This is a genomic window from Streptomyces sp. NPDC015220 (assembly GCF_043079345.1).
In the GTDB taxonomy this organism is placed as follows: Bacteria; Actinomycetota; Actinomycetes; order Streptomycetales; family Streptomycetaceae; genus Streptomyces.
The window spans coordinates 126534-152377 of the sequence record NZ_JBIBUK010000017.1 but is presented as its reverse complement, the minus strand read 5'-3'; the positions used below and the strand labels follow the sequence as shown (position 1 = coordinate 152377).

Annotated in this window: 28 protein-coding genes and 4 pseudogenes; 18 read left to right on the top strand and 14 right to left on the bottom strand. The window is 70.2% G+C overall.

What is annotated here, in order from left to right; all coding sequences use genetic code 11:
- From ACF061_RS28310 to ACF061_RS28270, 9 genes and pseudogenes are all read left to right on the top strand, one after another.
- Positions 1 to 434: pseudogene (locus tag ACF061_RS28310) on the top strand (IS701 family transposase); the annotation flags it as partial.
- 237 nt (positions 435 to 671) lie between these two features.
- The gene (locus ACF061_RS28305) at positions 672 to 1172 is read left to right on the top strand and encodes a hypothetical protein (protein ID WP_392269798.1); all 501 of its coding nucleotides are present in this window, start codon (positions 672 to 674) and stop codon (positions 1170 to 1172) included.
- 95 nt (positions 1173 to 1267) lie between these two features.
- Positions 1268 to 2002, top strand: coding sequence for a MerR family transcriptional regulator (locus tag ACF061_RS28300; protein WP_392269797.1), 735 nt, complete (start codon positions 1268 to 1270; stop codon positions 2000 to 2002).
- Positions 1999 to 2838 (top strand): hypothetical protein, encoded by an 840-nt coding sequence (locus ACF061_RS28295; protein WP_392269796.1) that lies wholly within the window; start codon positions 1999 to 2001, stop codon positions 2836 to 2838. Before ACF061_RS28300 ends, ACF061_RS28295 begins: the two co-directional genes overlap by 4 nt.
- 396 nt (positions 2839 to 3234) lie before the next feature.
- Positions 3235 to 3516, top strand: a complete 282-nt coding sequence (locus tag ACF061_RS28290) for a hypothetical protein (RefSeq protein ID WP_392269795.1) — start codon at positions 3235 to 3237, stop codon at positions 3514 to 3516.
- Between the two features lie 14 nt (positions 3517 to 3530).
- Complete coding sequence (locus tag ACF061_RS28285; RefSeq protein ID WP_392269794.1) at positions 3531 to 5018, top strand: winged helix-turn-helix domain-containing protein; 1488 nt, start codon at positions 3531 to 3533, stop codon at positions 5016 to 5018.
- A complete protein-coding gene (locus ACF061_RS28280) occupies positions 4934 to 5500 on the top strand; it encodes a transposase (protein ID WP_392269808.1) in 567 nt (188 codons plus the stop codon). Before ACF061_RS28285 ends, ACF061_RS28280 begins: the two co-directional genes overlap by 85 nt.
- A 216-nt stretch (positions 5501 to 5716) precedes the next feature.
- Positions 5717 to 6832 (top strand): hypothetical protein, encoded by a 1116-nt coding sequence (locus tag ACF061_RS28275; RefSeq protein WP_392269807.1) that lies wholly within the window; start codon positions 5717 to 5719, stop codon positions 6830 to 6832.
- A gap of 825 nt (positions 6833 to 7657) precedes the next feature.
- Positions 7658 to 8299 carry a carbonic anhydrase gene (locus tag ACF061_RS28270; protein WP_392269793.1) on the top strand — a complete coding sequence of 214 codons (642 nt, stop codon included), beginning with the start codon at positions 7658 to 7660 and terminating at the stop codon, positions 8297 to 8299.
- A gap of 366 nt (positions 8300 to 8665) precedes the next feature.
- Here ACF061_RS28270 and ACF061_RS28265 read toward each other — a convergent pair.
- The 6 genes and pseudogenes from ACF061_RS28265 to rox form a co-directional block, all read right to left on the bottom strand.
- Positions 8666 to 9388: pseudogene (locus ACF061_RS28265) on the bottom strand (polyprenyl synthetase family protein).
- A 475-nt stretch (positions 9389 to 9863) separates the two neighbouring features.
- The gene (locus ACF061_RS28260) at positions 9864 to 10544 is read right to left on the bottom strand and encodes a response regulator (protein ID WP_392269792.1); all 681 of its coding nucleotides are present in this window, start codon (positions 10542 to 10544) and stop codon (positions 9864 to 9866) included.
- A complete protein-coding gene (locus ACF061_RS28255) occupies positions 10541 to 11866 on the bottom strand; it encodes a sensor histidine kinase (RefSeq protein ID WP_392269791.1) in 1326 nt (441 codons plus the stop codon). The genes ACF061_RS28260 and ACF061_RS28255 overlap by 4 nt, the downstream gene beginning before the upstream one ends.
- On the bottom strand, positions 11863 to 12705 hold the full coding sequence (locus tag ACF061_RS28250; protein ID WP_392269790.1) for a CPBP family intramembrane glutamic endopeptidase: 843 nt from the start codon (positions 12703 to 12705) through the stop codon (positions 11863 to 11865). Before ACF061_RS28250 ends, ACF061_RS28255 begins: the two co-directional genes overlap by 4 nt.
- 233 nt (positions 12706 to 12938) lie before the next feature.
- A pseudogene (locus tag ACF061_RS28245) lies at positions 12939 to 13213 on the bottom strand (IS701 family transposase); the annotation flags it as partial.
- Between the two features lie 155 nt (positions 13214 to 13368).
- On the bottom strand, positions 13369 to 14802 hold the full coding sequence (rox, locus tag ACF061_RS28240; RefSeq protein WP_392269789.1) for a rifampin monooxygenase: 1434 nt from the start codon (positions 14800 to 14802) through the stop codon (positions 13369 to 13371).
- Positions 14803 to 15130: 328 nt separating this feature from the next.
- Between rox and ACF061_RS28235 the strand changes: the two genes are divergently transcribed.
- Positions 15131 to 15937, top strand: a complete 807-nt coding sequence (locus ACF061_RS28235; protein ID WP_392269788.1) for an SGNH/GDSL hydrolase family protein — start codon at positions 15131 to 15133, stop codon at positions 15935 to 15937.
- 24 nt (positions 15938 to 15961) lie between these two features.
- Here the strand turns inward: ACF061_RS28235 and ACF061_RS28230 are convergent, their stop codons facing one another.
- The 3 genes from ACF061_RS28230 to ACF061_RS28220 form a co-directional block, all read right to left on the bottom strand.
- On the bottom strand, positions 15962 to 16210 hold the full coding sequence (locus ACF061_RS28230) for a hypothetical protein (RefSeq protein ID WP_392269787.1): 249 nt from the start codon (positions 16208 to 16210) through the stop codon (positions 15962 to 15964).
- Positions 16197 to 16454, bottom strand: a complete 258-nt coding sequence (locus ACF061_RS28225; RefSeq protein ID WP_392269786.1) for a DUF6400 family protein — start codon at positions 16452 to 16454, stop codon at positions 16197 to 16199. Before ACF061_RS28225 ends, ACF061_RS28230 begins: the two co-directional genes overlap by 14 nt.
- A 619-nt stretch (positions 16455 to 17073) precedes the next feature.
- Positions 17074 to 17283, bottom strand: a complete 210-nt coding sequence (locus tag ACF061_RS28220; RefSeq protein WP_392269785.1) for a hypothetical protein — start codon at positions 17281 to 17283, stop codon at positions 17074 to 17076.
- 871 nt (positions 17284 to 18154) lie between these two features.
- Between ACF061_RS28220 and ACF061_RS28215 the strand changes: the two genes are divergently transcribed.
- Together ACF061_RS28215 and ACF061_RS28210 are read left to right on the top strand one after the other, a co-directional pair.
- Positions 18155 to 18928 (top strand): hypothetical protein, encoded by a 774-nt coding sequence (locus ACF061_RS28215; protein WP_392269784.1) that lies wholly within the window; start codon positions 18155 to 18157, stop codon positions 18926 to 18928.
- Between the two features lie 635 nt (positions 18929 to 19563).
- Positions 19564 to 19926 carry a hypothetical protein gene (locus ACF061_RS28210; RefSeq protein ID WP_392269783.1) on the top strand — a complete coding sequence of 121 codons (363 nt, stop codon included), beginning with the start codon at positions 19564 to 19566 and terminating at the stop codon, positions 19924 to 19926.
- 280 nt (positions 19927 to 20206) lie between these two features.
- On the opposite strand, the gene ACF061_RS28205 is transcribed toward ACF061_RS28210, so the two are convergent.
- From ACF061_RS28205 to ACF061_RS28185, 5 genes and pseudogenes are all read right to left on the bottom strand, one after another.
- Positions 20207 to 20419, bottom strand: coding sequence for a hypothetical protein (locus ACF061_RS28205; RefSeq protein WP_392269782.1), 213 nt, complete (start codon positions 20417 to 20419; stop codon positions 20207 to 20209).
- A 262-nt stretch (positions 20420 to 20681) separates the two neighbouring features.
- Complete coding sequence (locus ACF061_RS28200; protein WP_392269781.1) at positions 20682 to 21347, bottom strand: transposase family protein; 666 nt, start codon at positions 21345 to 21347, stop codon at positions 20682 to 20684.
- Between the two features lie 26 nt (positions 21348 to 21373).
- On the bottom strand, positions 21374 to 21586 hold the full coding sequence (locus ACF061_RS28195; protein WP_392269780.1) for a transposase family protein: 213 nt from the start codon (positions 21584 to 21586) through the stop codon (positions 21374 to 21376).
- 131 nt (positions 21587 to 21717) lie between these two features.
- Complete coding sequence (locus ACF061_RS28190) at positions 21718 to 21903, bottom strand: DUF1737 domain-containing protein (RefSeq protein ID WP_392269779.1); 186 nt, start codon at positions 21901 to 21903, stop codon at positions 21718 to 21720.
- A 193-nt stretch (positions 21904 to 22096) separates the two neighbouring features.
- Positions 22097 to 22272: pseudogene (locus tag ACF061_RS28185) on the bottom strand (IS5/IS1182 family transposase); the annotation flags it as partial.
- A gap of 247 nt (positions 22273 to 22519) precedes the next feature.
- Between ACF061_RS28185 and ACF061_RS28180 the strand changes: the two are divergent.
- The 6 genes from ACF061_RS28180 to ACF061_RS28155 all read left to right on the top strand — a co-directional run bounded on the left by ACF061_RS28180 (position 22520) and on the right by ACF061_RS28155 (position 25839).
- Positions 22520 to 23020 carry a hypothetical protein gene (locus ACF061_RS28180; protein WP_392269778.1) on the top strand — a complete coding sequence of 167 codons (501 nt, stop codon included), beginning with the start codon at positions 22520 to 22522 and terminating at the stop codon, positions 23018 to 23020.
- A 516-nt stretch (positions 23021 to 23536) separates the two neighbouring features.
- Complete coding sequence (locus tag ACF061_RS28175) at positions 23537 to 23761, top strand: hypothetical protein (protein ID WP_093699430.1); 225 nt, start codon at positions 23537 to 23539, stop codon at positions 23759 to 23761.
- Positions 23758 to 24129 carry a fic family toxin-antitoxin system, toxin component gene (locus ACF061_RS28170; protein WP_392269777.1) on the top strand — a complete coding sequence of 124 codons (372 nt, stop codon included), beginning with the start codon at positions 23758 to 23760 and terminating at the stop codon, positions 24127 to 24129. The genes ACF061_RS28175 and ACF061_RS28170 overlap by 4 nt, the downstream gene beginning before the upstream one ends.
- A 24-nt stretch (positions 24130 to 24153) precedes the next feature.
- Positions 24154 to 24519 (top strand): hypothetical protein, encoded by a 366-nt coding sequence (locus tag ACF061_RS28165; protein WP_392269776.1) that lies wholly within the window; start codon positions 24154 to 24156, stop codon positions 24517 to 24519.
- Between the two features lie 325 nt (positions 24520 to 24844).
- Positions 24845 to 25573: a hypothetical protein gene (locus ACF061_RS28160; protein WP_392269775.1), complete on the top strand. Its 729-nt coding sequence runs from the start codon at positions 24845 to 24847 to the stop codon at positions 25571 to 25573.
- Positions 25574 to 25584: 11 nt separating this feature from the next.
- Entirely contained in the window at positions 25585 to 25839 is a 255-nt protein-coding gene (locus ACF061_RS28155) for an HNH/endonuclease VII fold putative polymorphic toxin (protein WP_392269806.1), read from the top strand.
- The last annotated feature ends 5 nt before the right edge of the window (positions 25840 to 25844 follow it).

Here is a 25844-nt window from a genome sequence, read left to right as displayed (position 1 = left end):
CGGTGGCCGAGTTCGACTACCAGGGCGAGGTCCCGGTCCGTCGTCGGTGGGCACTGGCTCGCCGCAGCCTGAGAAGGCCCGAGGAGATCGCCTACTTCCTCGCCTACGCACCACTGGAGACCGTGGTGGCCGACCTGGTTCGGGTCGCGGGCATGCGCTGGCAGATCGAGGAGTGCTTCCAGGCCGCGAAGAACGAGTGCGGCCTGGACCAGTACGAGGTCCGCCGTTACGTCGGCTGGTACCGGCACATCACCCTGGCGATGTTCGCCCATGCCTACCTCGCGGTCATGGCGGCCGACGCGGCGGCAAAGGGGGCTGCAGAAACGCTTCCGGCCCCCTGGCTCCGCTCACCGTGGCAGAAGTCCGCCGGCTCCTGGCGCCTCGCCTCGCCGACAACCACCGAACAGGCCGGTCGCTTCGCGCACACATGCTGAACTGGTCACGCTGGCGCCGCAGACACCAGGTCGTCGCCCGCCACTGCCACTATCGACGACGACTCCACTCGTTGGAGGGGCGGTCAGCAAGACCACCCCTGACACAACACCAGCCGACTACACTCCAGACAACGCCTCTGACCAGGCCAGATAGCGAAACGCTGCTGGAGTACTAACCGTCCGGCACTGCACCGTCACTCCCGTCAACCAGCAGCACCCCTGATGGGAGTACCTCCTGTGACGACCGCCGTGACCCGCCCCCGTACCGTCACCGCCCGCATCACCACCCCCGACACCGTCCCCATCCCCACCCCCGCCCCCGTTCCCGCGCCCGACAGCGCCGGCACCGTCCCCGCGCCGGCCGCGTACACCGCCACCGTCTACGTGAACACCGCCCGCCACAGCTTCGACGGCTACCAGCCCCACCACCCGCTCGCCGCCGCCACCCGCCCCGACGGCAGCCCCCTGCGCTTGGTCTTCCGCGCCAGCGTCCGAATCCACGACCACGAGGCCGCCACCGACGCCGCTTTCGTGGTCGGCAACCGTCAGGGCCCAGACGCCAACGGCCAGACCTGGCCCGCCGACATCCGCTCCGTCTCCGTCGGCGACGTCATCAAGGTCACCGGACCCGACCACTGGATCGTCCACCTCCGCGTCGACCCGAGCGGTTTCTCCGCCGTACCCGAGCCCACCCACCTGACCGACCTCGCCGGGTCCCGCGCCACCAGCCGCCGCTGACCACCCCGCCACCCCCGCGAGTTCACTTCCTCCTTTGGCCCGACGATACTTCCACCGCTTGACCTTGACGCAACGGCAGGGTTTCTACTGGCGGCATGCGAATCGGAGAGATCGCCGCGCTCGTGGGGATCACCACCCGGGCGATCCGGCACTACCACCATGTCGGACTGCTTCCGGAACCGGAGCGGCGCCCCAACGGCTACCGGGCCTACAGCGTCCGCGACGCCATCCTGCTCGCCCGGGTGCGCCGGCTCACCGAACTCGGCCTCAGCCTCGATGAAGTGCGAGACGCCCTCGCCGACGACGCCGGACGCGAACTGACCGAGATATTGCAAGAACTCGACGCCGACCTGGCCCGCCAGGAAGCCGACATCAGGGAGCGCCGCCGCCGGCTCGGCGCCCTGCTTGCAGAGCCGCCCGGCGCGACCGGTCCCGTCTCACCCGCCCTCGCCGCACTGCTGGCACAGGCCCCCCGAACAGACTCGCCGAGCGCGGCCAAGGACCGCGAGTACCTCACGCTGCTGGACGCCACCAGCACCGGTAACCAAGAGATACTCGCGCTGCTGGGCACGCTGGTCGGCGATCCCGCGGTTGCCGAACTGTATGAGCGCCTCGACGCGCTCGCCGAAGCCCCCACCGACGATCCGCGCATCCCACCCCTGGCAGCTGACCTGATGGCAGCCGTCCCCGAGGAGCTGTTCGCCGCGATCCCCGAGGACGGGGTCGTCGTGACCGGATTCAAAGAGGCGCTGCTCGCCGAGTACACCCCAGCGCAGGCGGAAGTCGTGGGCCGGCTCATGGACGCGTTCATGGAAAGGGGCCGGGGATGAACGATCGGCCAAGAAGCGTACGGGCGGCGCGGGCCGCGGTAGCCGCCGTGCTGCCGGGGGAACTGACCCTGGCGGCCTGTCTGGTGGCCGGGGTCCGGCCGCCCGAGTGGGCGCTGGCGGGCGCCGAGGCGCTGGTGCTCGCGGTGCTGCTGCTGGAGACCTGGGTGCTGCGCTCGTTGTACGTCGCCGCCCGCGCCCGCGGCGTAGACCGCCGGGCGGCGCGGCGGGCCGCCGTACAGGAGGCGGTGCCGCTGACAGTTCGCCGTCTGATCCTCCATGAGCTGCGCGCCCTCGCCTCCCTGGGGCGGTGGGTCCGGCGCAGCACCCACGGGGTGCGCCCCGGGGACCTCGCTGCCGCGTACACCGGACCCCAGACCGCGATGATGTACGGGCTGCTCTTCGTGATGGTGATCGAGACGGTGGGTCTGGCCTTCCTCATCCCTTGGCCGGTGGTCCACCGGGTGATCCTGGTAATCGACCTGTACGGCGTCGTCCTCGTACTGGCACTGCACGCCGCATGCGTCACCCGACCGCACGTCGTGCGCCCCGACGGTTCTCTGCGGATCCGCTACGGGGCCCTCTTCGATCTCGCCGTACCGCCGGACGCGGTCACCTCGGTCCGGGTCGACCGGCGCTATCCCGAGGGCCGCCTGATCACCCTCTCCGAGGACGGGGTCCTCGACCTGATCGTGGGCAGCCAGACCTCGGTGACCCTGGAGCTGAACCGGCCACTCCCCTTCACCCGCCCGCTCGGCGCAACGGAAGAGACCCACACCATCCGCTTCCACGCCGACGACCCACGCGCACTGGTCAGCGCACTCCGTCAGCCCGCCTGAGCACACAGGCTGGTCCTCGCCGCGACGGTCGCCAACGGCCAGATCTGGCCCGCCGACATCCGCTCCGTCTCCGTCGGCGACGTCATCAAGGTCACCGGACCCGACCACTGGATCGTCCATCTCAGCGTCGACCCGAGCGGTTTCTCCGCCGTACCCGAGCCCACCCACCTGACCGGCCTCGCCGCATCCCGCGCCTCCAGCCGCCGCTGACCACCCCCACCACACCCGCTAAGGCCCCTGGGCCGGGACACCCCGGTCCTCCGGCCCAGGGGCCGTTCCACCTACGCCAACACCACGACTTGCCCGGCTAACCCCCCACCCCGCACGCTCACACCACCCACCGCACCCCCACCCCCGGGGGGCTGCGGCCCTTCAACCGGAAGGCGACCTGCCCCCATGACCGTGACCGCCGAAGAGATCCCCTTCACCCCCGCCCCCACGCCCGAGGACATCAAGCCCGGCCGCCGCGTCCGACTGGTCGACATCAAGTCCGCCTGCCTGAACGGACTCACCGGCACCACCCAGCTCAACCCCAACCCCCGCGTCACCCGCCTGGACGTCCTCCTCGACGAAAGCTCCACCGAACTCCTGCGCCGCGACCACCGCGTCGGCAACACCAACAAGATCAATACCAGCGCAGCATCGCCCGCGGCGACGGCGCCCCGGGCGCCGAGCTGACGGTGTCCTCCAGCGTGCCCAGAGTGCCGCCCGGGGTGTGGCACGGGCAGGGAGCCCGCGCTCTGGGGCTGTCCGGGATCGTGACCGACGCGCAGATGCGGGCCCTGTTCGGGCTCGGCATGCACCCCGACGCCGAGGAGATCACCGCCCGCGAACTGGCCGCCGGGGCCTCGCGCAAGCAGGCCATGAAGGCCGCCAAACTCGGGCCGGCCGTGCCGAGCCTGGCCGACCTCTCCCCACGCGACCAGGAGATCGAGCAGGTCCTGGAGCACGTCAGCCAGCGGCTGTGCCGCCCGCTGACGAAGGCCGAGACTCGAGACGTACGGATGCGGTGTGCGGCACGCGCCTACGAGGCCGAGTACCACCGCACCCCCGCGGACGGCGCCGAGCTCGGCCGGTACCTGGCCGCCCGCAGCGGCCCGCAGCGCCGCGCCGCGACCGGATACGTAGTCCTCGGTGGTGCCGGGCAGTCGCAGAACCTCGGGGCGCGCGGCCACCTCACTGGAGGGCCCGCGGCCGTCGGAGTTGACATGATCGACGGCGCCCGCGACATGGCCAAAGCCCTCGACCAGTACGCCGACGTCGTCCACAAGGCCGTCAAGCGCCTGGAACACGAGCTGGAGATCGTCGGCGCCACCATCGTCGCCGGCACCGCCCTCGCCGTCTTCACCTTCGGCATCTCCGAAGGCGCCGCGGCTGCCGCCACCGCCTCCATCCTGGAACTGTCCGCTACTCTCGGTGTCACCGTCTCCACCGAGATCGCCACCATCGCCGGCACCACCCTGGCCACTGCCGCCATCGGCGGCGTCGAATCGATCGCCATCGACCTCGCCGTCACCCAGCCCGTCGCCATAGCCACCGGTGAGAGCAAGAGCCTCAGCCTTGACGAGATAAGCGACTCCGCCCTCTACGGCATGGCGTTCGGCGGCGCGTTCGGAGCAGGCGGAAGCACAGCCCGAATCGTCGCCGAGAACGGCGGGATGGAGGGCCTGTTCAATGGCTTCCGGCTGAACAGCGCGGCCCTCGACGAGATGGGCAAGTCCCGTACCTGGAAGCTGATCCAGTCTCCCGACTCGAAGCTTCCCGCCGCACCGGCGCGGGCCGGCGACTACGAATTGGTCTCGGGTGACCCGGTCTACTTCGGCAAGAACACCACCACGTACCTCGATGAGGGCCCGGCCGCCCATGGCTGGCTGGAGGACCAGGTGTGGACCGCGGCGAGGGTGGCCACGCTGATCGGCAGGAAGTTCCACATCTCCTACAGCGTCTCGGGTGCCACTCGGCTGATGCACCGGCTCGGCTTCAGCCCGCAGGTCCCCGCACGGCGGGTCGCCGAGCGCGACGAGCAGGCCGTGGCCGCGTGGAAGGAGATGACCTGGGCTGAGGTAAAAGAGCCCGGGCGGCCTGCGGGGGCTACATCTGCTTCGAGGACGAAGCCGGGTTCACCCGTCGGCCGCCCAGGGGACGCGCCTGGGGCCGGCGCGGCCACACGCCGGTCGTGACGGTGAGTGGCCGCCGCTCGGGGCGTCTGTCGGTGGCCGGGCTGATCGCGATGCGGCCCGGTTCCCGGACCCGGCTGTGCCACCGTCTGCGCACCCACCGTGCGGGCAAAGGCCAGCGCCGCAGCATGGGCGAGCGGGACTTCATCGCGCTGATCGACGGCGTCCACCAGCTCGTCGAGGCACCCCTCGTGCTGGTGTGGGACCGCCTGAACACCCACGTCTCCCGCGCCATGGGCGAGCTGATCGCCGAGCGTGAGTGGCTGACGGTGTTCCTCCTGCCCGCCTACTCACCGGACCTCAACCCGGTCGAGTGGGTATGGGCACACATCAAACGCAGCCTGGCCAACCTCGCCGTCGTCGCCCTCGACCGACTCGAAGCACTCGTACGCAATCGGCTCAAGCGACTTCAGTACCGGTCCGGCATCCTCGACGGCTTCATAGCCGGCACCGGCCTGGCCCTCGACGAACCACCGTCACCCTGACAAGCCGAAGTCAGTAACGCCCTCTTCAGGAGCACACCGTGCCGCCCACCGCACCCGCTGTGTGTGCAGGAGCCACTGGTGAAGATTCAGTATCTCAAGGCTGCGCAATTCGTGCACGAAACAGGAGACCTCCGTCGTCGAATGGGCAGCGGTGTTATATCGGGGACATTCTGGGCACTGGTGAGCGCCGGGGCAGCCGACGAGGAGGGTCCGGTCATGCGGGAGTCGTCGCAGGGCGTTACGGTCGTGGCTCTCCTGGCGGATCCGGACGCGCCGACGGAGATCGCGCGGCATTTGGCCGGGGTACTCCCTGCTCGGCTCGCCGGCAAATCAGGACAGGGGCGGCGGTTCGACGTCGAGGTGGTCAGTGCGCCCTTCACAGCAGGGACCGAGGACCTGACCACGCTGACGCGCCGGATCATGGACCGTAGGCGAGCGGAGCATTGGGACATTGTCGTGGCCCTCACCGACCTTCCGCTGCACTCCCACGGGCACAAGCTCCTAGTGGAGCTGAGTCATGAACACGGCTGGGCGCTGCTGTCCCTTCCGTCGCTGGGAGGCCTGCGGTTTCGCAGAAGGGCCTTGCGGGCGGTGGAGGAGACCGTGCTCAGCTTGGCGAGTCAGCAAGCCACTGGGGCCGGGGAAACTCCGCATCACCAGTCGCTAGGGCTCTTCGTCAGTCGTCTTGCACCGATTCACCCGGGCCCGATCGGTGAGGAGGAGACCGCTGATCTGCGGTACGTCGTCAGCGGGCCGGGTGGTTACCTGAGGGTGCTCGGAGGTATGGTCCGCGCTAACCAGCCGTGGCGGTTGGTGCCGGGTCTGTCGAAAGCCCTGGCGGCCGCTCTCGCCACGGGAGCGGTTGCCACCGTGAACTCCACCCTCTGGAGTCTGTCCGAGGCGCTGAGTACGCCACGCCTGGTGATCGCCATGGTCGGGTCCGTCGCCCTCATGATCGGTTGGTTGATCGTGGACGCGCACCTGTGGCACCGATCAGCGGACACCTCGCCGGAGGAGAGGAAGAGAACGGGCCTCTACAACGCGTCCACGATCGTGACCGTGGGAATCGGGGTGCTCGTCTGTTACGCGGGTTTGGTGGTCATCAACTTGGTGTGGGCACTGTTCATCCTCAACGACCGCGTCTACGCCTCCACGACACGGACCCCGCTGCACGCTGCGGAATACTGGACGCTGTCATGGTTCGTCGCTTCGATCGCCACGGTGGGCGGCGCGCTGGGATCGGGCTTCGAGAGTGACGAGGCGATCCGGGCAGCCGCTTATTCCAAGCGTGAACAGGATCGTCGCCGCATGCTCGAGGACGACGATGACTAGTCAACGACCTGCGAAGGTCTTCGATCGGTGGCCGTTCGGGTGGGAAAAGTCGGCTTGTCGATTTGTGTGCGGTTGTTTCGCGTCGGGGCCGACGGGGACCCGCACGGTACGCCGTCGGAGCGCCGAAGCTCCGCCTGGCGGGCCGGCGGCGAATCCACCGTTCCACCTGATCCGGGTGGGTGGCCCGCAGAGGCGTGCCGAAGGCACGGACTTGGTCGTAGCGCTCCCGAGAGTCGGGCTCTTCGCGCCGTCTCCGACCGCCGTGCCGCGGTCATGCCGTGACACCAAGGGAAGTCATCGGTACTGAGCGAAGTCGACCGCCTCGATACGGCGATCACGACGATTCTGCGCGCCGCGCGCGCACGGACGGAAGAGGGGACCCGCTGCGATCTGCGCTCCGCCGCGCGGCAGGCGATCGGCAACCGGGCGGTCGAGGTCGCCTTCCCGGCGAAGGCCGAGGTGGCCGTGGCGGCCGACGTCGCCGTGTCGCTGCTGTCCCCCCTGCTGGAGAACGGCCTAGGACGCACGCTCGGGGAACACGACCGGGGCCCACGCGGCCGCCCAGTCGCTGCGTGACCTGTGGGATGCCGACCAGGCTTCGCTGCAACCGCTGGACCAGACCGGCTGGACCTCCATCGACGCCCAGATGGACAAAATGCTCAAGACCTTTGGCATCGACCACCCGAACCCGCCGATGTCGCCGACGCAGCAGGAGAAGCAACTGAACGCCCTCTTGGCGGACTTGGGCTGAAGCGTCGGCCGACCCGGCGATGGCCGAGGAGACCAGGCTGTGCGATGGCGGGTGCCGGCTCGTAGGCTGCGGCCATGACCGAGATCAAGAACCCGACGCCCCGCGACGCCTTCGAGCTGCTGCTGGCCGGTAACCAGCGCTTCGTCTCCGGCACCCCCGAGCACCCGAACCAGGACGCCACCCGTCGCGCCGAGATCGCACCCTCCCAGCAGCCCTTCGCCGTGCTGTTCGGCTGTTCCGACTCCCGGCTGGCCGCCGAGATCATCTTCGACCGTGGCCTGGGTGACCTGTTCGTGGTGCGCACCGCGGGCCACGTCATGGGCCCGGAGGTGCTGGGCAGCATCGAGTTCGGCGTGGAGGTGCTGGGCTGCCCGCTGGTCGTGATCCTCGGGCACGACTCGTGCGGTGCGGTCGGCGCTGCGTGCGCTGCGCTGGAGGATGGGCAGACGCCGGCCGGGTACGTTCGGGACGTCGTTGAGCGGGTGACCCCCAGCGTGCTGGCCGCGCGGGCCGCCGGACAGGTCGAGCCCGAGGAGATCCTCGCCGAGCACATCAGGCACACCGCCGACCTGCTGCTGGACCGCTCCCGGGTGCTCGCCGAGAAGGTCGCCGCCGGGCAGGCCGCCGTGGTGGGCTTGCGCTACCGCCTGGCCGACGGCAGCGCGCAGCTCGTCGCCTCCCGCGGCCTCGATGCGGCGAGGATCGCCGCATCCTGACCGCTGTCGGCCGTGACTGATCAGCGTGATGTGCCGCGGTCGGAGGAACAACGGTGGGGTGCCTGCCGGAGATTCCGGCGGTGGAGGCTGCCTCCCACGGCAGCGGGACGCGCTCGCGGTTGACGGCGGCGTGTCCCGCCTGTCGCGGAACGTGTCAGGAGCCTGACTGTCACCGGCGTCGCGGCAGAGGCTGCGAGCAGGCGAAGGCCGCTGGTTCGGGGCAGAGACGATCACGCAACGTGATCCGCCATCGCGTCGCGAGCGCGCGATGACGACACCTCTTGGCAGAATGCACAGGTGCAGCCACTGCCGGTTCCCTGCCCCGCTCACCTCATCCCGGTTGCCAAGGCGGCGAGGCGCTCGCTGTCACGGTGCCCGGACGCGAGGGCGACCCGTGACCATGGGCGTCATCTTGCGGCGGCGGATGTCGCCACCCGAGGCTCGGCCCCTGTCGAGCGTCGGCCAGACGTCCGTCAGGTCGTTGTGGTACTGCGCGGCCATGCCGAAGTGGAAGCCGTACCGGCCGACGGCCTCCACCTGCTCGCTCGTAGCGTCGGTGAACAGGACGGGCAGGCAGAACACGCCGCGCAGACCGTCAGCGGCCTTGGCCTTGTTCACCGCGATGGCCTGCTCCAGGGACGTCTCGGTCCGCCCTTCCTGGCCGGTGTCGCGCATTTGGCCCGCACACAGGCGGCTCCAGCCGTCGCTCATCATCCGCAGCGCCTGGTGGGTACGGGGGTGGCTCTGCTAGCCCAGGAGGGAGAAGGCCGGTCCCAGGAGGGCATCGCCGACCATGAGGGCGCATTCGGTGCCGTAGGCCGCCCACAGGGTCGGCCTACCGCGGCGCATCGGGTCCCGGTCGAGGACGTCGTCGTGGATGATCGAGGTGTTCACCAGGAGATCGCCGACGACGGTGGCGGCAAGGCCCCGTTCGGCGGGTCCCCCGTCAACACCCGCGCACAGCAGAGGCAGCACCAGACCCCTGCGTCCGACACCCCCGGGCTGGCCAGAGACCGGACCGCCGTTCTGGCCGGCCCAGCCGTAGTGGTAGCGGACGGCGTCGAGCAGCGGTGAGGGCAGGCGCTCCACCAAGGTCCCGACGGCCGGATCGATGATCTTCCCTCCTACGTCGAAGATCTCCTCGGCCGTACGGCGCCCAGTACTCAGGTCAGAATGCACGCCGGTGCTCCTTCAGCTCCCGAGGCACAGGGTCGGCGCCCAACGGTTCGTGATCGGCTAACGAGCCGCCGGCTCCGGACGACACGGAACGCCCGGCGCCAGATGACCGGCGAATCATCGAGCATCCAGTCTGAACAGCTGACCGGTGGCCCACGGCCGCCTGACGAGCACCAGCCGGTGAGAGAAAGGTTGAGCAGCACCCCAAGACGAGTTGTTCCGAACGGCTCGGGTCCGGCACCGCGCCTCGCCGCGTTGTCGTCGGTTGTCAGGGCTCCGCCCTGTCGCCCTCCTCCGCCTTGCGATGCACGGCACCGGACTCCGTTTGCTGATCCGGCCTGATCCGGACGAAAGACCCTGGCCCCCGGCCGTCCAGGGCCGTGGGGGCTCAGCTCGCCAGGCCGTGACGGAACGCGTAGACGACCGCCTGGACGCGGTCGCGCAGGTTCAGCTTGGTGAGTATGCGGGAGACGAACGTCTTCACCGTCTCCTGGCTGATGACGAGGGCGGCGGCGATCTCGCTGTTGGACAGGCCGTCCGCGATCAGCCGCAGCACCTCCAGCTCGCGGGGGGTGAGCGGAATGTCCTCGGGGGCGCTGTCGGCGGGGCGGATGCGGGTCGCGTACCGGCCGACGAGCTGGCGGGTGACCTCGGGGTCGAGGAGCGCCGCGCCCATGGCGACCGTGCGGATGCCGTGCAGCAGGTGGTCGGGCGGGGCGTCCTTGAGGAGGAAGCCGCTCGCTCCGGCGCGCAGCGCCTCGTAGACGTACTCGTCGAGGTTGAACGTGGTGACCACGAGGACCTTGACGGGGTGGGCGACCCCGGCCCCCGCCAGCAGGCGGGTGGCTTCGAGGCCGTCGAGGACCGGCATGCGGATGTCCATGACCACGACGTCCGGGTCGAGCTCGCGGGCGAGGTCGACTCCTTTCCGGCCGTCACCGCACTCGCCCACCACCTCCATGTCGGGCTGGGCGTCGATGATGGTGACCAGGCCCATGCGGATCAGCGCCTGGTCGTCGCAGACGAGCACCCGGGTCGGCGCGGACCCGGACGGCGGAGGTGTGTTCACGAGCGGCCCCCGGCCGGTATCCGCGCCCGGACGACGAAGCCGCCGCCCGCGACGGCGCCCGCGCTGAAGTCCCCGCCGAGCACGTCGACCCGCTCGCGCAGACCGGCCAGCCCCCGTCCGCCGCCACCGACGGCGGCGGCCCGTGAGCCGGTGCCGTCCGTGCTGACCTCCACGGTGATCTCCCTCTCGCCGTGCCGCACGGTGACCGAAGTGCGGCTGCCGTGAGCGTACTTGAGTGCGTTGGTGAGTGCTTCCTGCACCACCCGGTAGGCCACGAGGTCGGAACTGCCGGTGGTCTCCGGCGGGGCGCCCTCCTCGGTGAACTCCACCGGCTGGCCCGCCCGGCGGGTCTGCTCCACGAGGGTCAGGACGCGGCCGACGGCCGGTGTCCTCGGCTCGGCCGCGGCGTCGCCGCCGTCCCCGGTGCCGTGATCGGGGTTGAGCAGGTCCAGCAGGTGCCGCAGATCGGTGATCGCCCGGCGCCCGGTGTCGGAGACGGCGCTCAGGGACTGCTCCAGCCGCTCGGGCGCGGCGGTCAGATAGCGGGCAGCCTCCGCCTGCACCACCATCGCCGTCACGTGGTGGGTCACGACGTCGTGCAACTCCCTCGCTATCCGGGTGCGTTCGGCGTTCCGTGTCTCCACCGCGACCCGCTTGCGACGTTCGGCCTCCGCCTGCCGGGTGGTGCGCAGCCAGCTTCCGGCGCCCCAGGCCAGGCCCAGCGCCATGTAGAAGGTCGTGAACTCCGTGGCGGTCTCGCCCGTGCCGAGGTGGGAGAGGCCCACCGACAGCGCCACGTACGCCACGGTGAGGCCGGCCACGAAGCTCCGGCGGTGCCGTTCCAGGTGCGAGCCGGTGCTCACCAGCACGACGCCCATCGCGGTGGCCGCGAAGGTGTGGTATCCGAGGAGCTGGTCGACGGCGAACCCTCCGGACACCAGGGCCAGGGAGAGGGCCGGCCACCGCCGGCGCACCGCCAGGGGCAGGGTCTGGAGGAGGATCACCACGACGGCCACCGCGTCGTGCGGGCGGTCGGGGACACCCCCGATGACCGTTCCGTTGCTGCGGAGCGCCGGGAGGAAGGAACCGATCAGGAGGAGGAGCCCGAAGGGAAGGTCCCGGACGACGACGTCCAGTCGGTACCAGACTCCACCGAGCCGCTTGCGGGTGCTGTCCAGACGGTGTCGGATGCCGTCCAGGCGGGCCCGGTTCACCAACGGCCGGAGCCGGAGCCCGGTCGGCCGGTGCCCGGCACCGCTCTCGCGGTGTCCGGCTCCGTCCGTCCAGTGCTCCGGCGAACCGGCGGATCGCTGTTCCGTCATCGGGCGAGCGCCGCGAGGGTGTTGACGCGCTCGGCGCGGCGCCGGGGGACGATGTTGCCGCGGCGGTGGGCCACGACCAGGAAGCAGACCGTCAGCAGCGTGCCGAAGACCACCGAGTAGATGCTCGCCTCGGGACCGAACTCGCCGCCCGTGATCAGATGGTTGCCCGACAGGGTGGCGTCCAGCAGACCGTGGGTGTCGCCGTTGCCCGAGACCTGGGTGCTGAAGACGCCGGACTCCATGAAGTTCCAGGCGAAGTGCACGCCCATCGGCAGCCACAGGTTGCGGGTGGCGGCGTAACCGGCGGCGAGCATGGCGCCGGCCTCGATGGCGATGGCCAGGGCGCCGGCGACGGTGGCGTCGTCGTTGAGAAGGTGCATGGCGCCGAACACGAGGCCGGACAGTACCAGGGCGATGTACGTGCCCGTGCCGCGTTCCAGCAGCCGGAACAGCAGTCCGCGGAAGATGATCTCCTCCGTCGAGGCGGCGGCCGCCATGAAGCCGATCAGCCCGATGGCCCCGCTCACCGAGTCGATGCCGTGGACCTTGTAGTCACCGAGGAAGTAAATGTTGCCGATGACGCAGAGGAACATCAGCGTGCCGAAGACCAGGCCCCAGAAGGTCGCGCTCGTCGCTTCCTTCCCCCGCAGTTCGCTCACCTCGCGGTTCTCGGTGCGCCGCACGGCCCACCGGTAGACGAAGGTCATCACGGCCACGGTGAGGGCGCCCACCAGGAGCGAGAGCCAGGGGCTGTCCTTCACCCCGTTGGTGAGACCGCCGCACACCGCGTAGACCGCGAAGACGACGACTACCTGCAGGACTACCTTCCAGGCTTTCATGACGTGCACTCCCTTTGCCGGTTCCGACTCCGGTTCCTTCTCCGGTCCGCGGCCCGGCGTTCCGCGGTGATTCGAACACTACGGATTCGATGTTGGGGAATCGTCACCGCGCAGTGGACACTCGCTTGTAGCTCTCACGGGGGACAGAAGGGCGGGACGTCACCCAGAAGAGGCCCCAACCAGTCGCTGAGGGACTCCAGTTGAGGCCTTGAAAGGGGCGATTGCGGTCCGCCTGGTGCGCCGAGTTGTTCGGCCACGTAGGCTTGCAAGTCGTCGCGCAAGCCGTCGGCGTCCCGGCGGCTGTGGGAGAGCAGGTGCTGTACGGGGTGGCGTGACCGGCGTACTCGGCGAGCTGCCAGCTGTTCTTGCGGCCTACCGGGCCGAGCAGTCCGCGGACGTAGTCCCGCATCCGCCGCCGGACCTCCACGCGGCAGAAACGGGCTCCGGTCTTCAGGAAGAGTTCTTCGAGTTCCAGGTCCCAGGCATTCGTCGGTACATCGTGGATCACGACAACGGACTGCTCGCCGCACTGTCATTACATCCAGCGCGGGCACCCGTTGGTGGGACAGCCGGCTCAAGACCGCCCCACGCATGCTGAACCCCCGCTACACTCCCCACCACCAGGCCGTTGACCAGCAGAGATACAGAAGTCCGGCTGGAGTACTAGCCGGCTGAGGCGGGGGCGCCGAACCACGTCGGCAGTCGTTCGGCGAGGTCGGACGGGTCCTCGCCCACCCAGCCCACATGGCCGTCGGGCCGCAGGAGCACGGCGGGGACGTCCAGTTCGTCGCTGCCGTCCACGACGTGGTCGATCCGGTCCGCCCAGCCGGCCACCGACAGCCGACCGGTCCGGTCGAGCAGCAGGCCGCGGCCCTGGTGCAGCAGCTCGTACAGGCGCCCCTGCTTCAGGGGCAGGTCCCGGAGACGGCGCCCGAGGAGTTCGTGGCCGTCGCCGAAGTCGTAGCGGATGCCGATCGCGATGATCTTCTCGGTCAGGCGGCGGTTCACCTCCTCGATGTCCATCAGTTCCGTCAGCAGCCGGCGCACCGCTTGGGCTCCGGGTTCGAGGGAGATCAGCTCCATCTGGGCACGGGTGTTGTCGAGCACGTCGGCGGCGACGGGGTGGCGCTCGCGCTCGTAGGTGTCGAGCAGCCCCTCGGGCGCCCAGCCGGCGAGCTCGGCGGCCAGTTTCCAGCCGAGGTTGAAGGCGTCCTGGACGCCGAGGTTGAGTCCCTGTCCGCCCATCGGCGGGTGGACGTGGGCGGCGTCGCCGGCCAGCAGGACGCGGCCGGCCCGGTAGCGCTCGGCCTGCCGGGTGCCGTCGCCGAAGCGGGAGAGCCAGCGCGGCGCGTGGATGCCGAAGTCGGTGCCGGCGACGACCCGCAGCCGCTGTCGCACCTCGTCCAGGGTCGGCGGGGCCGTGCGGTCCTCGGCCACGCCGTCGGCCGGTACGACGAAGCGGTACGCACCGTCCTCGAGCGGTCCGAGGCCGAACCGCAGCTGGGTCTTGCGGATCTCGGCCACCACGGCCTCCACCTCCTGTGGCGAGGCGGTCACCCGTGCCTCGCCGAGCAGCGTGTCGACGCGGGAGGGCTCGCCGGGGAAGGCGATGCCGAGGAGCTTGCGCACCGTACTGCGGCCGCCGTCGCAGCCGACGAGGTAGCGCGAGCGCAGCAGGGTGCCGTCCGCCAGTTCGGCGGTCACCGCGTCCTCGTCCTGGCTCAGGGCGACCAGCTCGCAGCCCCGGCGGAACTCGACGCCCAGTTCCGTGGCGCGCTCGGCCAGCAGGCGCTCGGTGATGGGCTGCGGGATGCCGAGGACGTACGGGTGCGCGGTGTCCAGTCCCGTCGGCGCCGGCTTGCGGATGCCCGCGAAGAAGCCGCCGAGCGGATACTGCTTGCCCTGGGCGAGGAAGCGTTCCAGCAGACCGCGCTGGTCCATCACCTCGATGCTGCGCGCGTGCAGCCCGAGCGCCCGGACGATCCGGGTGGGCTCCACCTCCTTCTCCAGCACGACGGTGCGGATGCCGTGCAGCCGCAGCTCGGCGGCCAGCATCAGACCGGTCGGTCCGCCGCCCGCGATGATCACGTCGATCATGAAATTCCCTCACCCACGGCAGGCGTCCCACCTGCCTTTCGCTGTCCGGAGCGGAGATTGTGCGGCATGGGAGGGGCCTTGCCGCAAGGCCCCCCACCCGCTATAAGTTGAGAGTGGCAAGGAGTACGCACTCCTTGCCTCTTTCGTTTCGCTCCGCCGTACGGGTGACGTCCCTTCGGGTGAATTCCGGGCGGTCGGCGGGCCGACGGCACCACGCCCGATGCACTTCCCTCCCGAGTTCCGGCCTCGGTGGCATCGACGGATTGGATTGTCAAGGTCGCGGACCGTGACGAGGCGGGGGTGCGACGGGTGCGCGATAAACGGGGGCATGAGACCGTTCCGCATCCAGTCCTGGGCCGCCGCCGTGCTCCTCGCGGGCGCCTGCACCCTGGCCGGTCCGGCCAGCGCCCCCGCGGCACCGAACCGGGCGGCCCTGGACTACGTGGCACTCGGGGACTCCTACTCGGCCGGTGTCGGCACCGGGAACTACCTGCCAGAGGGCGCGAGCTGTCTGCGCAGCAGCCGGGCCTACCCCGCCCTGTGGGCCGCGGCGCACGCCTCGTCCTTCGCCTTCGCCGCCTGCAACGGCGCCAGAACCGGGGATGTGCTGACGAAGCAGCTCGGGGCGCTGAGCGGCCGTACCGATTTGGTCAGCGTCACCGTCGGCGGCAGTGACGCCAGCTGGGCCAAGGTGATGGGGATCTGCGCGCTGCCCGGCACCACCGCGTGCCTCGACGCCATCGACACCGCACGCGCCTACGTCGACAAGACGCTGTCCGGGAACCTGGACCGGCTCTACTCGGCGATCAGGGCCAAGGCGCCGTCCGCCCGTGTCGTGGTGCTCGGCTACCCGCACTTCTACCAGCTCCACGGCGCCTGCGCGCGGGGGCTGGAGGACAAGGAGCGGGCGGCGCTCAACGCGGCCATCGACCACCTCGACGGCGTGATCGCCCGGCATGCCACCGGCCACGGATTCTCGTTCGCGGACGCCCGGAGCGCCTTCGAGGGGCACGAGATCTGTTCCGCGGGGCCGTGGCTGCGCAGCATCGAGGTGCTGGACCTCACCGAGTCGTACCACCCCAACGCCTCCGGGCAGTCCCTCGGCTACCTGCCCCTCTTCAGCCGCGCGGCCTGATCCCGGCCGCCCCCGGCACAGACGTCAGTGGTCCTTTGCCGCCCGGTTCGGGCGGCCCCGGCTCGCGCCGAAGCCCGTCTCATGATCCCAGACGGGGGTGCAGGTCGGACACTGGCGGTGGAACGTGCTGCCGGTGTTCGACAGCAGATAGCGCCAGTGCCGCGCGCACCTGCGGCGTTCCCCGCAGGTGGCGCAGCCCTGGTGGTCCGAGCAGTTGGGACAGGTCACCCAGGCGCGCCGGCCGATGTCCGCCTGCGGATCAAGCGGTAGCACGGCCGTCTCCGCGCTCGGGCAGGACGCCTGCGGCCACCAGCTCGTCGTAGATGCGCTGCTGCTCCTCGTCGAGGTCCGAGTAGAGCAAATCCCGCGCCGCGTCCTCGTCCCGCAGCGCCGTGACGGGGTCCCACGTGGGGCCGACCGCGTCCATGACATGGGCGCGCCGGAGCATCTCGTGGGCGGTGAGGTCGACGGAGAACTCGACCGGTTGGGCGGACGGGGTAGGGTCATAAGCGAACATACCTACGAACCTAGGTAGCCCTTCTCCACCACGACAAGGGCAGGTGGGGGACATCGCAGCAGGTCGGCGCGGCCCGACGGCGACCGGCCCGGTGCCGCCGCTCGCGGAACCGGGCCGGTGGGCATCGGAATGCAGGGGTCGGTGGTCAAGCCACCTCTGGACCGGCCGAGGGCCGGGTCGCGGAGCCCCTCTTAGGGCTCCGGCCGCATGCTGATGAGCGCGGACGATCGTGGAATCGACCGACACCAGTCACTCGATGTCTCCCGCCGCGTCCGCCTTCGCCTGTGCGGCCTGCAGCATCCGGTCGAACGTCCCGCCCACCGCCAGGCCGTCCCGGTCCGGAACTTCCACACGATCCCGTTCAGGCCCCTGCGTTCGTCCAGCCGCTCCCGCCCAGTAAATCCGCTTGATGAACTGGCTGCCCTGCGCCACCCCATGCCCGAACCTGGCACCGTCACTCCCGAGGACTGCTACGCCGATGCCTGCGAGCAGGCGGAAGAGCAGCGCAAGAACGACGCCCTCAGCCTGGAGGCCGCAGGCCAGGAGCTCCAGACGGACCCGCTGCTGCTGGCGCTCGACGACCTGAAGGCACAGAAGGAAGCCGTAGACGCGAGGACATTCAGACCCTCGCCGAACTGTTCAACATCAGTCGCATCGCGGCGAAGAACGCGAACAGCAGGCGGCCGCGCCCGCTGGGGTCGTACATCTCGTACACGGTGAAGATGACCCGGCAGTGCGGGGCGTGGGCCTTGATCTGGAGGGCAAGGGCGAGCGGGGCCTCGAACCGGGGGCGGACCCGGACGGGGGTGCTGATCTTCTCGGAGAACACCTCCTCGCGCGGGATGTCGTGCTTGGGGCGGGCGTCGAGCCGGGGCTGGAGTCCCTGGACGAGCGTCGGGCAGCGCGCGTACCCGATGCGGTGTCGGCACTCGGGGCAAAGGACCGCTCATGCGAGTTGCTTGGCGCCGGGGGTTGCGGCTGGGTCGTGGAGCAGTTGCAGTACGCGCCGCAGGTCGGGGCGCTTGCCGGTTCCTGCGCGGCTGACGGTGAAGATGGACCGGGAGACGGGGTGGAGCAAGGGGTGGAGGCCGGCCCCGGGGTGGTGCAGCGGGTGGCGCCGGTTTGTTCTGCTGTTGCAGAGCGATCCGGTGTAGCTGGTGCTACCGGTGTGCTGCTCGGTCCCGGGCGGGAACGACGACGGCGCCCTCCCGGTCCGGGGGCGCCGTGCGAGGGTGCGGCGGCGGTTCAGCCGGCCAGCCGGAGGGTGGGCCGAATCTCGGGGCCTGGTGATCAGGACGATAAGAGCCGTGTAACGGGAGACTGTTACGCACGGTTCTGCGAGGGCCGAGGGGTGAAATTCCCCTCGGCTACTCGGCGCAAGCAGCCTGCAGGGCCGCGGAGTTCTACTGCGTCATGCACGCACCCTGCCAGCACCCACCGACAACTCCCGCTCCCAGGGGGCGTATCGGGTTGCGAGCAGCGAGGACCTGCGCAGGCATGCTCGGCCGGCTGTTCACCGAGGGGTACGTCGACGAACACCGCCACCGCTCCGCCGAGTCGCGGGTGCCACGCTCGGAACCGGCCACCGCGCCGCGCGCGTCACAACGATCGCCCGCGCCCACCGGAACCCCGAACCGCCCGATCCGCGCTGCGTCGATCCAGAACAACCGGGACCGGCCCGGTACGACCCGAGGAGCCCCGTGAACGACACCGTCCACTCGCTGGCCTCCCGTCTCCACGACCTGCTCGTGGAGCATTCGCTCACACGGGTGTCCAGCGGCCCGCCCGCGCGACCCGGAGCGGTGATTGAAGAGCTCGCCCCGATCGCCGAGGGCGCCGGGCGCCTCGGACCGGATGCGAGGTGGATCATCGCGGTCATCTACTCCGCCTACGCCACCATCGGCCTGCGGAACAACATCCCGCGGCTGGCCCTCGTCAGCACGCAGATCGCGGTGCAGGCGGGCTACAACGACTGCCTCCAACTCGGCTCGGTCTCCATGAGCCCCCTGCACCACCACGACCAATTCCGGGCGCTCTACCAGCAGATACGCATCAGCGAGGCCGACCTCGACGAGCTCCGCTGGCAACACCGGGAGCTGCTGTTCATGGCGCGCGACCTCGAACGGGCGGGCACCGACAACATCACCCGCCGCGACACCCACACATCCCGCCTGCCACAGGCACCGATGCCCACCCGGGTACCCGACACGCCCGGCATCCTGGCCGCCCGCCTGGAAGTCCAGGCAGCGCAGAGCGCGCTCCAGAACTTCGCCATGAAGGCCGAGATGTCGCGGGCCGCGAACAACATGACCCTCAGCATGATGGACAGCTGGGACTACGGTCAGGCCCGACGCGACGCCTGGAGCGCCGACGCCATGGAGGCGCAAATCCGCAACGCCAGCGCAGCCCGCGCCTATCTCGAGTCGCCCGGCCTGAGCCACGCCGTCGTGCACTGCCCGCCACTCGGATCGTGAGTGGCCGGTCCGGCCGGTTGAGCGGGCGCCGGGCGGGCCGGGGGCCAGCGACTGCCGCTTGAGGCACGGACCGGGTGGTGATCAACCTGTAGGCTCCGCCCTCGCGGCCGCGCCTGATCCGGTAGATCGAGACGTGCCATGCGCGTCCGCGGGGCTGGCGGCGCGGCCTGTGACTGCCGCACCGCTCGCACACCGCGGCGAGACATCCCGCCCGGCCGCGTTGAGCACGACCTGCCCTGACCGCGTGCCGCGTCGCGGGGCTCAGCGCCGCGGGGTGGGCAGCTTACCAGGGTTCACCTCGACTCTCTCGATGTCGGTGGCCCCGGCCTTCTCCAGTTCGTCCCGCCGCCGGTCGGCGGAGACCTCGTCGTAGCCGACAGCGGAGGCGGGCAGTGCCGTCCGGGTCGGTCCAGGTGAAGCCGTAGCTGCGCATGGTGATCGTCATACCGTCATCATCGCTGGTGGCACTTACAGCAGCCCTCGGATGCGACCGGCGCCCGTCCGGCATACACCTGGGACTGTGCTGTCTCCTCCCCTCCAGCCGATGCTCGCCCAGGCCCACTCCGAGCTCCCGTCCGAGCGGGCCCTGCCGGGCGGGCTGGCCACGAGCCAGCGCGGAAGCGGTCATTGCTTCCGTGACGGGCCCGGTGGCCGCGCCGTCGACGCTGCTGCTGGGCCGCTACGACGAGGCGGGCCGCCTGCGGTTCATCGCGCGGACGGCACCCCTGTCCGCCACGGCACGGCGTGAGGTCGGCGGCCTGCTGTCCCCGGGCGGCACGGAGCATCCCTGGCAGCACCGCCGCTTCTCCGCCGGCTGGGGCACCCGCGAGACGATCGACCACCGGCCGGTCGTGCCTGACATCGTGGTCGAGTTCGCCGGGGACACCGCGGTGGACGATGGCCGCTACCGCCACCCGGTCCGCTACCTGCGCGTACGCGACGACCTGAGCCCCGCACAGCTGCCGCTCTCACCCGCGACACCCAGCTTGCCAGCGTGAAGATCGGCTCCCTGGCACCACTGCCAGCTCACCACCTGGCAGACCTTCCACCCCGGCCGGCAGCAGATGATGACCGCCCTTGGCCTCACCCCCGACACCACCCTCCTCACCTCAGCCCGCCGCGCCCGCCGCGCCCGCCGCGCCTTCGCCCAGACCGTCCAGCTCCTGGAACTCTCGCTGCGAAGGCCGCGCTCCCATCGCCCGCGAGACCATCCGCGTCGACGGGGAGCCCCGTCATTGCTGAGGCTGCCGGGCCCTCCGATAGAGCCCGGCAGCAGCCTCAGCACGAACGCTGGCCGTAATCTCCCGGTGACTTCCCCAGCCGCCACGCCTTCGGTTTGTAGCCGCGCGTGGAAGCCTCGGCGGCCGCGTCCGCCAGCTGCTCGCGCTGCGCCATGGCGGTCTCCCGCTCGGTCTTGGCCGCCTCGCGGTTCGCCGCGGTGTTGCCGGCTCGCGCCTGCGAGATGTGCCAGCAGACCAGGTGATAGATCATGAGGCCGCTTCTGACCATGGTTACGGCTTGACCAGCCTTGATGGACTTGCTGCAGCGAGCGCAGCGGCGGCCCCCCACGGCGTTTCCCTCCGAACAGACTGACTGTCTCGAAGAGCTTTTGTCACGGTGCACGTTCCCACCCCAATGAAGCCTCGTGCCCGACAGTGCAGCCTGACAGCGAGACAGTGTGCACGGTAGCCCCCGTAACGACCTTGGGAACGATTGAGGTCGGGCATGCTCGTGACGGGTCGGCTGGGGGTGATCAGCAGGCGGCCGCCTGTCGGGTGAGCACGAGTTCGGTGCCGGGCTTGCGTCGCGTGGGCCTGCGGGCGGAGCGGTCGGAGACCAGTCCGGCGATGGCGAGGTGAGTCTCCGTGTAGGTCTCGCGGCGGCCGGTGAACCGCTGCAGGGGCCGCCACTGTTTGTACTCGGCGTTGTTGTGCTCGACATGGATCCGTGCCGAGGACTGCTGGCGACGTCGCTCGCGCCAGGCGTGGTGCTCGCCCAGTGGGGCGTCGTCCTTGGGCTTCTTGGGTGGGGCGTCGACCTGGTCAGGAAACTCGTTGGCCAGCCCGCGATAGCCCTCGTCGCCCTTGGCCTTGACATCGGGGTACTGGCGGAACTGTTCGGCGATGCCCCCGCTGCGCACGGCGGTCTGGTCGTGCATGCGGCCGGGCCGGACCACACCGCTGAACAGGGTGCGGCCCTGGCCGTCGCTGAAGGTCGTGGTCTTGATCGTGTTCTGCTTCTTCTTGCCGGACACGAAGGCCTTGCGGCCCGGACGGCCGGCTTTCGGACGGCGGACCTGGACCTCGGTGCCGTCGATCCGCAGCTCGACGCCCTCGGCGTCGGCGTAGGCGAACAGGTCTTCCAGCGTGCGCAACCGGATGCCGGGGCGGTCGGGGACGGCGAAGCCGCGGGCCGTCAACAGCGGCCGGACCTCGCGGACCGCGTTCAGATGGGGGAGCGGTCCACCACGTACAGCTCGGCGAGGGCCGCATGCGGCAAACCGAGCCGCAGGTGCACCAGCGTAACCAGCAGCCGGTCCACGAAGACCAGCCGCCGCTTCGGTCCGGCACCTGCCGCCCGACGCCGGTCCTGGCCGCGCCGCTGGCGCAGCGCCGACTCATGCGCAGCCTCCCAACGCGGAGCAAGTTCTTCGAGCAACTCGCCGAAGTGTGCACGGGAGACTCCGGACAGGGCAGGATGGGACCAGGCCGCACGGCCCAGGCAAGCGTCACAACTCGTCTAACCCGTACGGTCCTTCTCGTGTCACGGGCAGACCGTGACCACAAGTCCTACGGCTGTGCTGGCCATACCACCGCTTGGGCGACGATGACTCTCTCACCGTTGAAAGTGACCGCAGGGCCTTCGTGCAGTTCGTAGCCAAGAGCTATCGCTTCGCTCACACGATGGCAGAACGCGGCGTCGTCCGGGCCGGTCAAGACTCGGTAGATAGGCAGTCCGCCTGGTGGTGTACTCATGAAAAGAAAGATCTCATGCGCACCCGTCCACCGAGCCAGGCGACCAGCCTTCCCAGGCCAATCGCTCCCAAGGTCGTTACTTGATGCGGACGTAGTAGCCGTCGCCGCCCAGGACGCGCTGGCTCTTGTGGAAGCCGCCGAGGCGGGCGCCGGCGCTGCGGTTGTCACCGGCGGAGATGATGCGGGTGCTGGCGCCGTCGGCGATGGTCGGGGTGCCGCGGCAGGCGCGGTCGACGCCGGACTCGGTGGACGCCCGACAGTCGTTGCGGCTGCCTGCAGGTTGGTCGAGTACCGATAGTTCTTGCTGGACGCGGCGATGCCGCGGTCGCGGGTGGGCACCAGGGTGCCGTCGACGATGTAGATGGCTTCGTGTTCCGGCCGGCCGTACCGCACGGGTAGGAGGCGCCCGTTACCCGTGCGGTACAAACGCTGCCCTACCGCGCTGGTTGCAGCTGAGGACCCACCCTTTGCTGTATGGATTGCGCGGGCTGAGTGCGAAACCGTGGCTGGGTCATCGCACCGCATGCGCGGGGATGAGCGGAGCCCCGGCGTGGTCTGGTCAAGGCAGCGGTGCTTGACGCCAAGCGCCCCATCGCGCTCGGAAAGGGAGAAAGAGTTGACACTGACAAAGACGATCTCGATGGCCGCCGGAACCGTGTTCATGGCAGGGCTGGCTCTCGGTATCTCGCCCATGGCCGCCCAGGCCGCGCCCATCCAGCCGGCACAGCAGGCCACCGTCGCGCAGACCGCAACACCCTCGTCCATCCACGCGGCAGCGTCGGCCCGCAGGGACCTTTGCTTCACCGGGGCCTGCGGTAGTGCAACAGTCAAGTTCCTCAGCAGGACCACGGCCTACGTCAGCATGTCCCTGAAGGACACCGCGTGTGATGCCAAGGGCCCCACGTTGCAGATGTTCGGCCTGCAGGATCACCACGGCAGCCCCTACACGTCCCACGGCACGAAGCACAAGAACACCAAGGGCTGCCACGGAGGGTACGCGCCCTGGCATGGCTACTACGGTCGTACCAACGGCGAAAACCTGCACGGCCTCAAGGTGCGTATCTGCAACGGCAGCCGCTGCGAGACCTCCACCTGGATGAACAACCCCTACCCGTGATGGGCGGTCCCGCCTGACGCCGGTCGTCCCGGCGCCAGGCGCTGACGGCTGGAGGTGGGCGGTTGGCTGCCGGCATACCGAGACGGCCTTGGGGACTCGGCGGGACCTGCTGAATGCCGGGTCTGGGTCCGTCCTCCGACCCCCATCAGGCCCGTGGACGGTGTCTGTACGGCGCCGTGCTCACCGAGGACCTGGAGCAGCCCCTGCCCGTCCAGGAGGTGCTGGGACCTCGTCGCCGTCCGGTTGGGTGCTGGCGAACGCCGGTGGCCGAGGTCCCGGCCAGGACAGTGTCGTGCACGCCGCGTCCGCTGCGAAAGGCTTCGGCAGGGGCGCCGGTGCTGCCGCTGGACCGGGCGCTGGACGCCGCCGAGCAGACGGGGGTTCGGCTGTGTTCGCTGTGCCACGCCGCTCCAACCGGTGGGCTGGCGCTGGCCGAGGATCTCGCGGACTGTTTGTCCCCGAGGGGCATCTTCCGAAGCCCCCCGGGCGGGGCTGGGCCGCTGCTAGTCTGCCGATATGGCCAGAGAGATTCAGGTACCGGTTGACGACGCGGCGTACGACGCCCTCGTTGAGGAGGCCGAGCGGACCGGCGTCACGGTGCCGGAACTGGCCGGACGGGTCCTCGAGCACGATGTCGCCCGGCGCCGGTTCGTCTCGGCCGTGGGCGGATTCGTCACCGCGTGGGGGCCGGCCTTCGACGAGGCGTTCGGCACGACCGGTGCCGGCGGTGCCGCCGCGTGATCCTGCACGTCGACCGCGCCTGGCTCCTCGACGCCGCGCAGCAGTACCTCCGGGCCGACCCGGACGTCACCGACTGGGGAGCCCTCGCGGCCGCCGTCGCCCGGCACGCCGACGAGGTCATGGGAACTCCCGTGTACCCGGAGGCGCACCACCGGGCCGCCGCGCTCCTTCACCTCCTCGTGCGGGTTCCGGCGCTGGAGTCGCGCAACGAGCTGTTCGGCGCGGCCGTCGCCGCGGCGTACCTGACCGCATCGGGCCTGACGGTCACCGTCGAGGCCAAGGAGGCCGTCGCCCTCGCCTCCCGGGTCCGTGACGGGCTCGGCGTGCGCGACCTGGCCGCCGAGATCCGCAGGGACTGGATCGCCTGACCCCTCAGAACGGGAGCTGACGCCATGGCCAGGTCCCTCCCCGAGATCTCCCCGCGCGGCTGGAAGAGCCTGAACATCGTGCTGCCTTCCCTTGCCGAGGTCCGGATCGCCCTGACCGGCGGCCGCGGCAACGCGAAGTTCCACGTCCCGCCGTCCGACCTGCGCCGCTACAACGGCGCCTGCCGGCACTCCAAGTCCGCCACCTACCCGCTGCTGGAGGTGTTCGACCGGGTCTGCAAGAAGTGCGACACCATCCTGCCGACCGCCTCCGACGCGCTGTGGCGCACGGCCGCGTTCGTCGCGCACCGCCGCGACCTCCTTAACCGAGACATGGCCGACCGTGAGCCGCGGACCTGGCTCGGCTACGCCCGCAACGCCGCCCGGCACTAACCCGGCGACGACGAGCAGGTCGAGCAGTGGCTTCAGCAGGCCCGCGCCGATGCCGCGCTCGCCGGGGACTCCGACACGCTCGCCGACGCCTGGCGCCGGCTCGTCGCCGACCACCAAGCCTTCCTGAACGCCTACGCCGCCGACTGCCCCGAGGTTGAGGCCTACAACGGGGCCCGGGACGCGGTCCGGTCGGCCGGGCGGCCGACCGGACCGCGCCCGCCGATCCGCCGGTGCTCCCGGTACCGGGCGTCACCGACCCGGCGGGCGGGCTCGCACCGCGCGATCCCGCCGTGCCCTCCGCCCTACGCTCTCCCCACAGCGCCAGGTGCTGGACGAGGTCAGCGCCGCGGTCGGCAAGGTCTCCCGCACCCGGGCATGCGAGCGGATGTACGGGGCGCCGTCGGAGCTGGACGCGGGTGCGCTGGTGTGGTCGGCCGCACGCTCACGCGGGCGCTCCCAGGCTGAGGCCGCGGACCTGGCGCAGGCGGCCGCCGCCGCAGAGCTGGCCGGTGCCCGCGTCGTCGACGTCACCCGGCTGCCCACCCCGCCGCGCACCGCGGGCAGCGCGCACGCAAGCCCGGCCGCCTGGGCGGACGCCGAGCTGGCCGTGTGGTGGCCGCAGGCGGTGAGGGCGCTGTGCGCCCGCCTGGAAAAGACCCGGCGGCCGGTGCCCGGACCGCCGGGGCAGCGAGGGCAGACTCCAGTGCCTCTGCCCCGGCTGTGGCCGCGGCGTCCGGTGACCCGCCTGGTGATGGTGTCGCAGGGCTACACCGTGGGCTTCGACGGCGCTGCTGCCGCTGCCTGGGCCGCAGACGCCGCAGCACGCTGCGGCACCGCCGTCTCCTCCGCGACCTCTGCGGAACGCCGACCGTCGCCGACCTGCACACGTACTATGTGCTGGCGGGCGGCGTGCCGGTCGTGGTCCATAATTCGTGTGGTCCGGATAATAAAACGTTTGCGACACGATCCGAAGCGAAGGCGGCGGCGTACAGTCGGGCAGGAATTCCATCTGATGCAGTTCCGGATGCGGCATGGACAGTTGGTGACGATGTGACCCAGCGCGGGATGCCTGGCTATAGGTTTGATTCAAATCCGGGTGCGCATGGGATCTACGGACAGTTCGAAACGGAAGGTGGCTCCAGCCTAATTGCCGAGCACACCAATGATCCGAATGCACCGTTCCCCCACTTCCATGCGGGACAGCCGAAGATTGACTCGACTCGTGAAGGTGTGAACTTCGGTTGGGATATGACTTCCGAGTTTGAGCGATATTCCCCGGTGGATGGCTCGCATCACATGTACTACGAATCGAGCGGGTGAGTTGT